At 71.2% G+C, this 13686-nt stretch carries 11 protein-coding genes; 4 read left to right on the forward strand and 7 right to left on the reverse strand.

Annotated elements, in window-relative coordinates; genetic code table 11:
* Nucleotides 1-201: 201 nt before the first annotated feature.
* A complete protein-coding gene (gene obgE / locus POL72_RS36745) occupies nt 202-1242 on the reverse strand; it encodes a GTPase ObgE (protein WP_272101473.1) in 1041 nt (346 codons plus the stop codon).
* Nucleotides 1243-1341: 99 nt separating this feature from the next.
* Here obgE and POL72_RS36750 point away from each other — a divergent pair, with 99 nt between their 5' ends.
* Nucleotides 1342-2856, forward strand: a complete 1515-nt coding sequence (locus POL72_RS36750) for a hybrid sensor histidine kinase/response regulator (RefSeq protein ID WP_272101474.1) — start codon at nt 1342-1344, stop codon at nt 2854-2856.
* Nucleotides 2857-2875: 19 nt separating this feature from the next.
* Here POL72_RS36750 and POL72_RS36755 read toward each other — a convergent pair whose 3' ends face one another.
* Nucleotides 2876-3559: a hypothetical protein gene (locus POL72_RS36755; protein ID WP_012234436.1), complete on the reverse strand. Its 684-nt coding sequence runs from the start codon at nt 3557-3559 to the stop codon at nt 2876-2878.
* Between the two features lie 477 nt (nt 3560-4036).
* On the opposite strand from POL72_RS36755, the gene POL72_RS36760 reads away from it, so the two are divergent.
* Nucleotides 4037-5155: a diacylglycerol/lipid kinase family protein gene (locus POL72_RS36760; protein ID WP_272101475.1), complete on the forward strand. Its 1119-nt coding sequence runs from the start codon at nt 4037-4039 to the stop codon at nt 5153-5155.
* A 222-nt stretch (nt 5156-5377) separates the two neighbouring features.
* Nucleotides 5378-6169 (forward strand): SPM autocatalytic domain-containing protein, encoded by a 792-nt coding sequence (locus POL72_RS36765; RefSeq protein ID WP_272101476.1) that lies wholly within the window; start codon nt 5378-5380, stop codon nt 6167-6169.
* A 124-nt stretch (nt 6170-6293) separates the two neighbouring features.
* On the opposite strand, the gene POL72_RS36770 is transcribed toward POL72_RS36765, so the two are convergent.
* Entirely contained in the window at nt 6294-7607 is a 1314-nt protein-coding gene (locus POL72_RS36770; protein ID WP_272101477.1) for an inositol-3-phosphate synthase, read from the reverse strand.
* A 297-nt stretch (nt 7608-7904) separates the two neighbouring features.
* The gene (locus tag POL72_RS36775) at nt 7905-9152 is read right to left on the reverse strand and encodes a hypothetical protein (protein WP_272101478.1); all 1248 of its coding nucleotides are present in this window, start codon (nt 9150-9152) and stop codon (nt 7905-7907) included.
* Nucleotides 9153-9251: 99 nt separating this feature from the next.
* Between POL72_RS36775 and POL72_RS36780 the strand changes: the two genes are divergently transcribed.
* Nucleotides 9252-10529 carry a PQQ-dependent sugar dehydrogenase gene (locus POL72_RS36780; RefSeq protein ID WP_272101479.1) on the forward strand — a complete coding sequence of 426 codons (1278 nt, stop codon included), beginning with the start codon at nt 9252-9254 and terminating at the stop codon, nt 10527-10529.
* Between the two features lie 47 nt (nt 10530-10576).
* On the opposite strand, the gene POL72_RS36785 is transcribed toward POL72_RS36780, so the two are convergent.
* The 3 genes from POL72_RS36785 to POL72_RS36795 all read right to left on the reverse strand — a co-directional run bounded on the left by POL72_RS36785 (nt 10577) and on the right by POL72_RS36795 (nt 13647).
* The gene (locus POL72_RS36785; protein ID WP_272101480.1) at nt 10577-11461 is read right to left on the reverse strand and encodes an alpha/beta hydrolase family protein; all 885 of its coding nucleotides are present in this window, start codon (nt 11459-11461) and stop codon (nt 10577-10579) included.
* Nucleotides 11462-11530: 69 nt separating this feature from the next.
* A complete protein-coding gene (locus POL72_RS36790; RefSeq protein WP_272101481.1) occupies nt 11531-12421 on the reverse strand; it encodes an AraC family transcriptional regulator in 891 nt (296 codons plus the stop codon).
* Between the two features lie 224 nt (nt 12422-12645).
* The gene (locus tag POL72_RS36795; protein WP_272101482.1) at nt 12646-13647 is read right to left on the reverse strand and encodes an LLM class flavin-dependent oxidoreductase; all 1002 of its coding nucleotides are present in this window, start codon (nt 13645-13647) and stop codon (nt 12646-12648) included.
* Nucleotides 13648-13686: the final 39 nt, after the last annotated feature.

The following is a 13686-nucleotide window of genomic DNA, read 5'->3' on the forward strand; positions in this document are numbered from 1 at the left end:
TTTCCGTGTGCCGGAAGATGGTTGATGACGCGTGATGACGAGCGGACGCCCGGCGCTGGCGCTTCGCCGCCTCTGGCGTCCCCAGCCCAGCGCCCGCTCAACGCAGCGAGCCGGCAGGCTCCGCCGTGTCACCCTGCGCAGACCGCGGCGCTCACCCCGCGCCGTCGGTGCGCGCCGCGCCCGCCGTCCGGGCGGAGGCGCTCAGCCTTCCTGCTCTGCCGGCTCTTCCCGCTTGCGCGCGAGCGCCGCGAGCTCGCGGACGAGCTCAGGCATTCCCTCGCCCGTCGCGGCGCTGATGAGGTGGAGCTTCACCTTCGCCTTCGCGAACCGCGCCTTGAGCTTCGGGTAGGCCTCGCGCACCTCGGTCAGATCGGCCTTCGTCAGGACGACGATCTCGGGGCGCTCCGCGATCTCCGGGCTGAACTTCTTGAGCTCCTTGCGGAGCGCCCGGTAGTCGGCGAGCGGCTCGCGGCCCTCGCCCGGGTCGAGCGTCACGAGGTGGAGGAGCGCTCGTGTCCGCTCCACGTGCCTCAGGAACTGGATGCCGAGCCCGACCCCCTCGCTCGCGCCCGGGACCAGCCCGGGGATGTCCGCGATGACGAAGCTCGACCCGCCCGACCGGACGCCGCCGCCGATCTCGACCATGCCCAGGATCGGGGTGAGCGTCGTGAACGGGTAGTCGCCGATCTTGGGCCGGGCCGCAGAGACGGCGGCGACGAAGGTGCTCTTGCCGGCGTTGGGGAAGCCGAGCAGGCCGATGTCGGCGAGCACCTTCAGCTCGAGGCGGAGCTCGCGGGCCTCGCCCGGCTCGCCCGGCTCGGCGCGGCGCGGCGCCCTGTCGTGCGGCGACTTGAAGTGCAGGTTGCCGCGGCCCCCCTTGCCGCCGCGAGCGACGATGACCCGCTGGCCGTGCTCGGTCACGTCGGCGATCAGCTCGCCGCTCTCCGCATCGAAGATCTGCGTCCCCACGGGGAGCTTCTCGACCCGATCGGCGCCGGCGCGCCCGTGGCAGTCGCTCCCCATCCCGTGCTCGCCCCTGTCGGCCTCGAGCGTGCGCGCGTAGGTGAAGTCGAGTAGCGTGGACAGGCCTCCGTCGCCCACGAAGACGACGTCCCCGCCGCGGCCGCCGTCTCCACCCGCGGGGCCGCCGAACGGGATGTACTTCTCACGACGGAACGCGATCGCTCCATTGCCGCCATCCCCGGCGATCACCTTCAGACGGCACCGATCGACGAACCGCATGACGGCGGCTCATAGCATACAATTTAGGAAAGACCCCAAAGCGGAAGGACGCCCCGCGCCTCGGGCCGCCCGCCGGACCGCTCGCCCAGGAGACCCCAGGTGCCCGCTCGAATCCTGATCGTGGATGACAACACGAGCCTCGCCGGAAACCTCCGCGAGGTCCTCGAGGGAGCGCGCGAGCTCGACGTCGAGGTCGCCCTCGCGCCCAACGGCAAGCAGGGGCTCGCCGCCGCCCGGCGCGACGGGTTCGACGTCGCGGTCGTCGACGTCAAGCTCCCGGACGCGAGCGGCCTCGAGCTCATCGCCCCGCTCCGCGCCGCCGCCCCCCACGGCGAGATCGTCCTCGTGACCGGCTTCGCGACCGTCGACGCCGCCATGGCCGCGCTCCGCGCCGGCGCCTTCGCCTTCATCCTCAAGTCGTTCCGCCCCGAGGAGCTCATCTCCACGGTGGCCCAGGCGATCGAGAAGATCTCGCTGAAGCGGGAGCGGGAAGAGCTCGAGCGCCGGTACCGGGCGATCATCGACGCGGCGGACGTGCTCATCCTCGGCCTGGACGCCGGCGGCAGCGTCGCGCTCTTCAACCCGCGCCTGTCCGCGCTGACCGGCGTGTCCTGCGACGCCGCGCTCGGCATGGCGTTCTGCGAGGCGCTCGTCGACGAGCCCGATCAGCGCCGGTTCAACCAGTCGTTCCTGAGCGTTGTCGAGGGAGACGCCGCCGCCGAGGTCGAGGTGGGGGTCCGGGACGCGGTGGGCGCGGTCCGCCGCGTGCGCTGGCACCTCTCCGGCGTCCGCGGCGGCGGGCGCGGCGGCAGGACCGACCTCGTCTACGGCATCGGCATCGACGTGACCGAGCGGCGCGCCCTCGAGCGGCGGGCCGCCGACGCCGAGGCCCTGAACGCCATGGCCCCGCTCGCCCTCGGGCTCGCCCACGAGATCAGGAACCCGCTGAACGCCGCGGTCCTGGAGCTCCACCTGCTCAGCCGCGGCATCGATCGCCTCTCCGACGAGGCGATCCGCGAGCCCATGAAGCGGCGCGTCGGCATCGTCGAGGCGGAGATCGCCCGCCTGGGCCGGCTCCTCGGCGAGTTCCTCGAGCTGGCCCGCCCGCGCGCGCCCCACCGCGAGCCCGTCGATCTGGCCCGCGTCGTGCGCGACGTGCTCGACCTCGAGGAGGAGGCGTTCGCGAGCCACCATGTCGAGGTCGTCCGCGATCTCGCGGACGACTGCTTCGCGCTGGGCGACGTCGAGAAGCTCAAGCAGGTGGTCTTGAACCTCGTCGTCAACGCGCTCGACGTGATGCCGGACGGCGGGGTCTTGCGGGCGTGCGCGTCGGGGGATGCGCACGAGGTGTGGCTGTCGATCGGGGACACGGGGCCGGGGATTGCGCCGACGATCCTCGCCGAGATCTTCGATCCGTTCTTCACAACGAAGGCGGCGGGCACGGGCCTCGGGCTCGCGATCGTCCGGAAGATCGTCGACCAGCACGCGGGCCGTGTGGATGTCGACGCGCACGCCGCCGACGGCACGACGGTCCGGGTGAGCCTCCCCCGCTTCGTCCCCGAGCCCATCGAGCGCCCGGCGGGATCCACCCCCCCGCGAGGCGCTGGCGCCTGACGGGGCGGGTCAGAGCCGCTCAGCCCACGATACGCATCGGAGGCTTCAGGGGGAGGGGCGGCTTGGAGCCGGGGGCGGAGGGGATCGCGGAGGGGGCGGGCTTGGGCACCTCGCCCTCGAGGGCGGCGAGCGCCACGAACAGCCGGTCCATGCCGTAGTCGAGGGCCACCTCGCGCTGGAAGACGTGGGCGACCTTGATGAGGCGCAACGACGTCTGCTTGCCGAGGTCGATCTCGCGCTCGAGGAACGCCTCGAACGAGCCGTAGCCCTTCGCCTGATACAGCTCCTGTTGCTGGATCTCGGCGAGCACCACCCCGATATCGAAGAACCCCTTGTCGAGCCGCTTGCGGAGCGTGCGGATCTTCTGGGTCTGGTTGTGGAGCTCGGCGATCTTCGCCTTGATCTCCTCCGCGCCGCTCGGCACGCGGATGGTCGCCCGGGCGCTGCCAGGGGGCGCCGGCTCCGCGGCCCGGGCCCGCGCCTCGGCCGCGTGCTTCGCGGCGTGCCGCGCAGCCCACGGCGCAGCGCCACGGAGGCCGAGCTTACGCTTCGACGCGCTCGACGCCGATTTCGAATCTTCCTTGATTACCGGATTCACGGGCTTCGCAAGCTGAGCTTCTGCGCCCCCCTTGCTGCTCGAAGAGGCCTTCTTCTTCATACCCGTCGCCTTCTCGGAGCTGCCCTGCTTTGTGATCTTCGGCATGTCGCTGCGTCCCCCGCTGGGTACGAGATCGTCGCGGCCCTTCGCCCAAGCGCGCGCCGCCCGCGCGGCGGTAAAGACCCGCACGGCTGTCAAGCCCAATTGGCTCGCCAGGTCGTCGCCTTACCAAAAAATCGACCACCCCGTCCACTAAGTTTCGGGGAGGCTCCTCGCTTTCCCGAAGGGCAGCATGACCCAAGATCGGCCCGGGAGCCAAAACCAGCGAGCATCGCACGCTATCGGACCTCACGGAAAGGTGGTCGTCGGGCGGGCCGCTGCGTCGCGTCGGCCACATCGGTCCACAATCACCTGCCCCGGCGCGGTCGGCGCTGCGGTCTGGCGAAGGCCGCGCCCGAGGCGCTCGTCGCGCGCCGGCCGGCCGGTTGGTTGGTCGGCTGTCGGTTGCACGTCTGCACGTCTGCACGTCCCGCGTCATCCCGCGCTCCAAGCGCAGGGGTGGGTCGTGGTAGATCGCGGTACATGACCTCTCCGCCCACCGGTCGCGGCCCCACCGATGACGTCCCCCAGGCCGTGGTCGCTGATGCGCCGCGTCGTGCGAGCGAGTTGCCGCGAGGCGCCGCGAGCAGCCGCATTGCCGTGGTGGTGAACGGCAACGCCAAGAGCGTGACGGCGGAGGTGATCGAGACGCTCGATCAGATCCTTGACACGGGGGATCTGTTCGTCTCGCGGCGGGTGGAGGAGAGCGAGGGCATCGCGCGGATCCTCGTCGACAGGGGTTACGGCACGATCCTCACGGGCGGCGGCGACGGGACGTTCACGGTGGTGGTGACGGCCGTCGTGAACGAGGCGAAGCGGCGCGGGCTGCCGCTGCCGCGGTTCGGGCTGCTCCGCCTTGGGACGGGCAACTCGCTGGCGTGGGTGCTCGGCGCGTCCGGCGGCGCGGGCGCGAAGCCCGGGCTCGCGGTCGACCTCCAGCGGCTGCGCGCCGAGGCCGGCAGCCGGAACCTGCGGCTCGTGGAGGCCGAGGACATCCTGTCGCCGTTCTGCGGCTTCGGGATCGATGCGGTGATGCTCCGCGACTACAACGCGGTGAAGTCGGCGCTCGCGCGCGGCCCGCTGAAGCGGCTCGCGCCGGGGCCGGTGGCGTACGCCGTCGCCGCGACGACGCGGACGATCCCGAGCTACCTCGTGCGGCGCACACCGCACTGCCGCGTCATCAACGAGGGCAACGACGCGATCCGCGTCGGCGAGAAGGGGGCGATGCTCGGGGCGCCCATCAAGAAGGGCGGCGTCATCTACGAGGGGCCGGCGAAGATCGCGGCGCTATCGACGATCCCCTATTACGGCTTCGGCTTCCGGATGTTCCCCTATGCGGACGATCGCCAGGATCGGATGCAGCTGCGCGTGTCGGTGGTCTCGCCGTTCACGTTCGTGCGGAACTTCTCGAGCATCTGGAGCGGAGAGTTCGACGACCTGGAGACGGTGTTCGATTACTTCGTGGATGAGGTCACGATCGAGATGGACCCGGTGACGAGCTTTCAGATCGGCGGCGACGTCCGCGGGGAGCGATCGCGGGTGCGCGTGCGCCTGACCGAGCCGATCCGGATCGTGGATTTCTACGCGCCGCCGCGCGGGTAAGGCTCACTCGTCCCGACTGGACACCAGGCGCCACGGGTTGGATCAGATTGGCACGACTCGCGTCGTGCTCCTGGCGCAGGGTGGCACATTGGGGCGCTTCAGGCCTCCTGCTGCGCTGATTGCCGGGATTTCATGGGATGAGCGGGCGGCGAGGGGCTGGCGCAACGCTTGCTCCTGGTCTGTGCCATGAACATCAAGCTGACCATGCTTCGCTCCGGTTCCGTGGGAATTGCCTCTCTCGCGCTCCTCCTCGGCGCGGGGTCGATCGGCACAGGCTGCGCCGCGCAGGTGACGACCGAAGGGGAACGTGGTGAGGGGACCGACGAGGGCGCGCTCGAAGGCGAGGAGCTCGAAGGTGAGGAGGCCGAGGCGGCGTGCGAGATCGGCGAGTCCCGGAGCTGCACCGTCAACGGGACAGAGGGCTTCGAGCAGTGCGAGAACGTCGATGGGGTGGCGATGTGGACCGGGTGCCAGGCGGGCGGTAGCGTCACCAGCACGCCGCTCGTGCTCTCCTTCGAGCAGCGGCCCGTCGAGTACGTGACCGCGATGAGCGGCGCGTTCGATCTGAGCGGGCTCGGGGCCACGATCGCCACCGACTGGCCGACCGCGGCGACGCCGTGGCTCGCGTTCGATCGGGACGGCAACGGGGCGATCGACGGCGGCGAGGAGCTGTTCGGCTCGGCGACGGTGCTCTCGAGCGGCGCCCGCGCGGACAACGGGTTCACCGCGCTCCGCGAGCTCGACACCGACGGAGACGGCCGGATCACGGCGCGGGACGAGGCGTGGTCGCGGCTCGTGCTCTGGAGCGACCGCGACGCGAACCGCGCGTCGAGCGCCGGCGAGCTCGAGCCGCTCGCGTCGCGCGGGCTCGTCGCGATCGAGCTCTCGTATGCACGCGATCGGCGCTGTGACGGGCGCGGCAACTGCGAGATCGAGCGCGCCTCGTTCACGTTCTCGGAGGGCGCCTCGACGCGGACGGGCGCGGTCGTCGACGTGCACCTCCGCTGGCAGTGACGCCACCGAGGGGGCGGGGGGACCGAGCTCTTCTTCCAGGCAGCGAGGCCGTGAGCAGGGCAGCGAGGCCGTGAGCAGGGCAGCGAGGCCGTGAGCAGGGCAGCGAGGCCGAGCTGCCGGGCGATCAGTCGTAGTACTCGTTGCCCAGGTGGGTGATGAGGTCCTCCCCCATGAGCCATCGCATCGTGTTCTTGAGCTTCATCGACTGGATGAAGAGATCGTGCTCCGGGTACAGGGCCGGCGCTGTCATCGGGCTCTTGAAGTAAAAGCTCAGCCACTCCTGCGTGCCGCGCAGCCCGGCGCGCTGCGCGAGATCGAGGAGGAGCGCCAGGTCGAGCACGAGGGGCGCGGCGAGGATCGAGTCGCGGCAGAGGAAGTTGATCTTCACCTGCATCGGGTAGCCCAGCCAGCCGACGAGATCGATGTTGTCCCACCCCTCCTTGGCGTCGCCCCGAGGTGGGTAGTACTCGATCCGCACCTTGTGGAAGAGCTTGCCATAGAGCTCTCCGTGGACGTGCGGCTGGAAAATGTGCTCGAGCACGCCGAGCTTCGAGACCTCCTTCGATCGGAAGGAGTCCGGGTCGTCGAGCACCTCGCCGTCGCGGTTGCCGAGGATGTTGGTCGAGAACCACCCTGCGACGCCGAGCATCCTCGCCTTGAGCCCCGGGGCGATCACCGTCTTCATCAGGGTCTGGCCGGTCTTGAAATCCTTGCCGGCGATGGGGACCTCCTGCTTCCTCGCGAGCTCCCACGCGGCCGGGAAATCGACCGTCAGGTTCGGCGCGCCGTTCGCGAACGGGACGCGCTCCTTCAGGCAGGCCCACGCGTAGATCTGGGAGCTCGAGATCGCCGGGTGGTCCTCGGCGAGGCCCGCCTCGAAGCGCGCGACGGAGGAGTGGACCTCCGCTGGCGCGATATAGACCTCGGTCGATCCGCACCAGACGGCGACGGCGCGCGCAGCGCCGCTCTCGCGCAGGAAGTCGCGGATATCCTCCCGGACCTGCTCGACCATCGCGGCCTTGCTCGCGCCCTTCTTCACGTGGTTGCCGTGGAGGCGCCTCACGTACTGCGGGTAGAACACCGCGGGCATGGGGCGGATCCGCTCCAGCTCCTCGCGGACGGCGTCGAGGTGGCGGTGATCGAGCACGTCCGCGTGCCGCGCCGACTCGTAGGCGTTGTCGGGGAAGATGTCCCACGCGCCGAACACCAGCTGATCGAGCGCCGCGAGCGGCAGGAAATCCTTGATCCTGGGCGCGCGGTCGTCGGTGCGCCGGCCGAGCCGGATCGTGCCCAGCTGCGTGAGCGACCCGATGGGCGCTGCGAGCCCGCGCCGCGCGAGCAGGGCGCCCGCGATGGTGGTCGTGGAGACGGCGCCCAGCCCCGGCAGCAGGACCCCGAGCTTGCCCTCCGCGGTCTTGATCTCTTTCGGCTGCTTCACGTGACGTGTTCCCCCCGGTCGTGGTCGTGGGCGCTCGTCGGGCAAGGGCAGGCATCCGCCTGCGCCGTGGGCGCGGCGAGCGCGAGGTCGGTCGAGGCCGCGCGGCGCTGCGACCCGCCGGGAGCATGAAGCTCGAACGCCGCGATCACCACGGGCCGGCGCGCGCGCGATGGCGTTTCCGGCGGGCTCCCTTCGCGCGTTTCCGGTGCTCCCTTCCTCTCGGCGCCTCGGACGGCGGCATGCGGCGCTGCCACGAGGCGGCGTGTTCGCGACGCGCCGGGCCGCCCCGGCGGGCGATCACGGGGAAGGGCGCGGGTAACCGGCGGCGGGGGTCATCGCCTCGATCCAGGCGCGGACCGCGGCGACGGCCTCCTCGTCGACGCGCCGGGTCGCGAGCGGCGGCATCTGCTCGGGCGGCGCGCCGGGCGCGTCGCGCCGGGACATGGCGCGGAGCACGGCGCTGTGATCCGGATCGAGGGGCCTCAGCCGGTCATAGCGGGCACCCGGCGGCGCCCCGGGCGGGCGGACCTTCGCGGGCTGGTTGATCGCCGTCTGGTAGACGCGCGTGCCGCGCACGTCGCCCACCCGGCCGGCAGCGTCGATGTTGAGGCGCATCTCGAAGTGCGTCGCGACGCCGAGCGGGTGGTGGCACGAGACGCCGCAGTTGACGTGCAGCAGGCCGAGGGCGCGCCGCTCCGTCGCGGTCCCGGGCACCTCGAGCGCGGCCGCGTCGGGGAGCGGGCCGCCGGAGGTCGTCGACAGGAGGCCGCGCTCGACGAGCTCGGCATACGTCAGGCCGCTGGCGCCCCGCGCGGCGAGCTGGATCGCCTCGAAGCCAAGCGGGTTGTCGGTCTTGCCAGCGTGGCAACGGATGCAGTCGACCTGCGCCGGGATCGCATAGTCGGGGGCGCCGGGGACGTGGGGGACACCGGCCTTCACCTGCGTCGCGCTCGCTCCGTCCTCCGACCAGGCGTAGGTGGCGCGCGTCCAGCGATCCTCCGCTGTCTTCCACAGGAACCTCGTCTCGATACGGCGGCTCGCGCCGGAGACGGGCAGACGGAACTCCTTCCACAGCCTGGTGCCGACAGGAAAGGTCCAGTCGTTCATCCGGGAGACATCGATGGTCGCGCCCAGAGGGAGGTAGATCCAACGCGTCTTCTCGGCGCCGTCGCTCCAGAGCTCGAAGGCCGGCTTGAACTCGCGGACACCCGGCGCGATCGTGCGCGCGCCGGGGTCGCTGTAAAGCCCGGTGCAGCGGAGATCGTGAGGATCGGTGTCGCCGTCCTTGCACGGCGGCAGGCCTCCGGGCGCCTGGACCGCGCCTTGGCCGGGGCGATCGCCTGCGCCGGCTGCGCGCTTGGTGGCCGCGTCCGCCGGGCCGCTCCCGTCCGGTCGGGTGGGGAGAGGCTCGGGCCGGGGCGCCTCCTGCGCGCCGCAGCCGCCGCAGCCGGCCAGCAGCAGCGACGCGAGCACGGCTTGCCAGGCGCGGCCTCTCGTGATGAAGGTGGAGAGGGAGGTGCCCGCTTGCCCGAGAGACCGAGCCACCGGCGCGTCGTGGGGCGCGCTGCCTATGTGACGAGAGCGTGCCATCGGACCGCCTGGTGCCTCCTGCTCGCAGGCAGTGTAGCCGCCTGCGACAGGCGCGTGCAGGTCGCTGGGCCGCCCGAAGAGCCTCGCGAGGGCGGCCCTCCCGGCCAGGCCGCGGCGGCGGGGAACCCCGTCCAGGCGGCTCAGGGGGGCCCGGGGGCGATCGCCGCGCAAAACACGCCGGCCGCGCAGGGGGCGCCGGCGACGCAAGGCGCCCCCGCGGCGCAGGGGGCGCCCGGGAGCGCCGGGGAGCTCGCTCGCCCGGCGAAGTGCGGGGGCGTCCCGTCGCTGAAGCTCACCATGGTGGCGAGCATGCTCGACCAGCCGACGTATGTGGCCGGTCCGCCCGGCGATCCGTCGCGCCTCCTCGTGCTCGAAAAGACGGGGATCATCCGGCTCATCAAGGACGGCGCCGTCCAGCAGGCGCCGTTCCTCGACGTGCGATCGCGCGTGTTCTTTCCGGCGCCGAACGCGGAGGGCGGCCTGCTCGGGCTCGCGTTCCACCCGGACTACGCGAAGAACGGGCGCTTCTGGCTCCACTATTCGTCGGCCCCGCGCGGCAACGTGGTGATCGAGGAGTGGAAGCGCGCGGCGCAGGGCGGCGACTCCGCCCATCCCGAGCCGGTCAGGTCGCTGGTCGACGTGAAGCACGGCGCCTGGAACCACGTCGGCGGGATGCTTGCCTTCGGCAAGGACGGCTATCTCTACGCCGCGATCGGCGACTCCGCGCGATCTCCGAGCCCCGCGGCCGATCTCACCTCGAAGCTCGGCAAGATCCTCCGCATCGACGTCGATCAGCCGGGCAAGGCGCCGGCGGGCAACATGACGAGCGGTGACCCGATGATCTGGGACTACGGGCTCAGGAACCCGTGGCGGTTCAGCTTCGACCGGCTCACCGGGGACATGTACATCGGCGATGTCGGCCAGAAGAGCTGGGAGGAGATCCTGGTGGAGCGCCCGGGCCAGGGCAGGAACGATTACGGCTGGGAAGCGATGGAGGGTACCCATTGCTACCCTCCCGGCGCGACGTGCAAGCCGCGCGGCCTCCCGCCCGCGGTCGAGCACCCGAGGAGCGAGGCGGGCTCCATCATCGGCGGCTATGTCTACCGCGGGGCGAAGATCCCGTGCCTGCGCGGCCGCTACCTCTATGGCGACTACGTGACGGGCCGCTTCTTCTCCTTCGTGTGGGACGGCAAGGCCGCGACCGATCCCGTCGAGCTGACCTCGGCGTTGAACCCGAATGGACTCCCGTCCTCGTTCGGCGAGGACGCGGCCGGGGAGATCTATGTGGTGATGTTCAACACGGGGCGCATCTACCGGCTCGATCCGGGGTGAGGTGATTCCACGGCCGCCGGCGCGTCGCCTGCCTTCTCCGGGACGGGCTATCGTGGTGGCGGCGGCGAAGGGCTCTGCCGCAGCGCTGTGTCGAGGAACTCGCGCACGTCGCGCTCGAGCTGGCGCTGGAACGCCTCCCGATCGAACCCGGCGCGATCGAGCGCGGGTAGGAAGTCCGGGCGCCGCATCTGGGGAGGAAACGGGCTCAGGAACGAGTAATGGTTCGCGTTCTCGACGACCTTGAACGTGACCCGGCTCGGGTCGGGGACGAGGTCGAGGACGAGCTGCCCCTGCCATCTCGGCGCGATGCGGTCGTGCTCCGCCACGAGCAGGAGGATGGGCGCCTCGACGTCCTTCAAGGCGTCGTTGGGCACGAACCAGCACGCCGCGGGGGCCATCAAGACCAGCGCCTTGACGCGCGGGTCCTTCGTGACCGCGACCCTCTGCCCCGGCCCCGTCCAGGGCTGCCCGCCCGCGAGGGCGAGCGCGGTGTAGCCGCCCATCGAGTGCCCGATGACGGCGATGTCGTCGCGCTGCAGGCGAGGCCCGAGCTCCGCGTCGGAGCAGACAGCGTCCACCGCCAGCCGGGCGTGCCGGGGTCGACGCTCCAGGTTCTCGATCGCCTCGGTGAGGGACCGATCGTTGCGGTTGTCCCCGGGGTGCTCGGGCATCGCGACGACATAGCCGCTCTGTGCGAGGTGGGACGCGAGCGTCCGATACCCGAGCGGCGTCCCGCCGCCGCCGTGCGAGATGAGCACGAAGGGGAGAGGGCCGCCGTGCACGGGCGCATTCCAGGCCACCTCGATCGAGTAAGGCCCCATGGCGACGGCCTCGGCAGGGACGTGCGTCGGGTACATCACGAGGACCGGGAACGAGAGGTCGTTCATCGGGTCTCGAACGGTCAGGCTGCGGCAGCCCACGAATCGATTCATGCTCGTTTCTCCGGACGGTGTCGGGGGGATGGGAAGACCAGGGACGATGCCTGTCTGTTCACGGGGAGCTCACTGGAGCGGGAGGAAGACGTCTGTGACGGCCTCGTGATCGGGCACCTCCGGGAAGAAGCGCACCCGCTGCAGGAAGAGCGGGAAATCCCGCAGCTCCTCTCCGCTCATGGGGAGCCAGGTCGCATAGAGGTACCTCACCGCCACGTAGAGCGTGTCGTCGCACCCGACGTGCCGCAGGACGGCGCAGCGGCCGCCGGGGATCGCCTTCTCGACGACGCCGTGCGGGTTCTCTGCAATGGGGCGGTGGATGCCCGCGCAGAGGTCCGCGCGGTAGGCCTCCGGCGGGGACTCGGCCGGGTCGTCGTACAGGATGTTGAAGGTCGCGCTGACCCTCGGCGGGAGCTTGTTCTCCTTGCGCCACGCGATGAACCGGCGCACCGATTCCAGGATCCGCTTCGGGTCGCCGCGATGCTCGAAGGCCGCGACGCGCGTCTCGTTGAACCGCACGATCGCCACGTCCTCGGCGCGGTGAGCGGCCTTCATGGGGAGGGCCCTTGTCTCTCTCAGGCGCTCATGGGTCGCGTGCCAAGGATCCCACCGGGGCTGCTCCCGGAACTCGGAGGGGGACTGCCCGAACGCTCTCTTGAAGGCGCGCGAGAAGGCCTCGGGGCTCTCGTAGCCGCTCGCCATCGCGATATCGATGATCCGGGCGTGCTCCCGGTCCGGGAGCGCGAGCCGGTAGGACGCGCTCCGCAGGCGGACGAGCTTCACGTACTCGTGAACCCCCATTCCGAACAGCTCGGAGAACTGCCGGTGAAAATGGTACTTCGAGAACGCGGCGATGCCGCTCAGCCGCTCGAGCGTCAAGTCCTCGTCCAGGTGCGCGTCGATGTGCTCGAGCACCCTGCGGAACCTGGCGATATACGCGTTCTCGGCGCCTTCGGTCAACGCGGTGTCCTCCTCGGCGAGAGGCAAGGTAACGAGGCGCCGCGCGCCGTGCCTGACCGAAATTGCTGAACTTCGGGGCGACGGGGCCCGGGGGCGCTCGGAAAGTGCGGCGGCGGCTCGGGCTGGCCGGAGGCGACGCGTCTTTGTGGTCGGGGAGAAAAATTCTTCCTTGGCTGTGGCCGTTTCTGGCGCCTCGCACAGGCCTGAGCCACCGGCCTGGCGCTTCACCCGGCGCGGGCGAGCTCGTCGCGCACCGCGGCCGTGAGCTCGAGCGAGCGCACGCGCGCGGCGTGATCGAAGATCGGCGAGCTCACGATGAGCTCGTCGGCGCGGGTGCGGGTGATGAAGGCGTCCAGCCACCGCCGCACGGTCTCGGGCGAGCCGGCGACCGAGCAGGCCAGCGCCTGCTCCAGGCCGGCGCGGTCGAGGGGACTCAGGTCGCGCTCGAAGTCGTCGACGGGCGGCGGAAAGGGCCCCGGCCGGCCGCGGCGCAGGTTGACGAAGGCCTGCTGGAGCGAGGTCCACAGCCGGCGCGCCTCGTCGTCGGTACCGGCGGCGACCACGTTGATCCCCAGCATGACGCGGGGCTCTGCGAGCCGATCCGAGGGGCGGAACTCCCTTCGGTACAGCGCGATCGCCTGCGCCATCTGGCCCGGCGAGAAGTGCGAGGCGAAGGCGTAGGGGAGGCCGAGCGCCGCGGCGAGCTGCGCGCCGAAGAGGCTGGAGCCGAGGATCCAGATCGGCACGCGGAGCCCGGCGCCGGGCACGGCCTGCACGAGCTGGCCGGGCTCCGCCGGGCGGAAGTAGCCCATCAGCTCCAGGACGTCCTGGGGGAAGCCGTCGGCGTCGCCGGCCAGGTTGCGCCTGAGCGCGCGGGCGGTGATCGGGTCGGAGCCCGGCGCGCGCCCGAGGCCCAGATCGATGCGCCCCGGAAAGAGCGACGCCAGCGTGCCGAACTGCTCCGCGATCACGAGCGGCGCGTGGTTCGGCAGCATGATCCCGCCCGCGCCGACGCGGATCGTCGAGGTGCCGGCGGCCACGTGCGCGATCACGATCGACGTCGCGGCGCTGGCGACGCCGCCCATGTTGTGGTGCTCGGCCAGCCAGTAGCGGTGATAGCCGAGCCGCTCGGCGTGGCGCGCGAGATCGAGCGAGTTGCGGAGCGCCTGCGCGGCATCTCCGCCCTGGACGATCGGAGCTAGGTCGAGAACGGAGAAAGGAATCATGTTGGACACCTCGCCAGACTGTTGCACGCCACGGACGGT

Source organism: Sorangium aterium, assembly GCF_028368935.1.
Lineage (GTDB): Bacteria > Myxococcota_A > Polyangia > Polyangiales > Polyangiaceae > Sorangium > Sorangium atrum.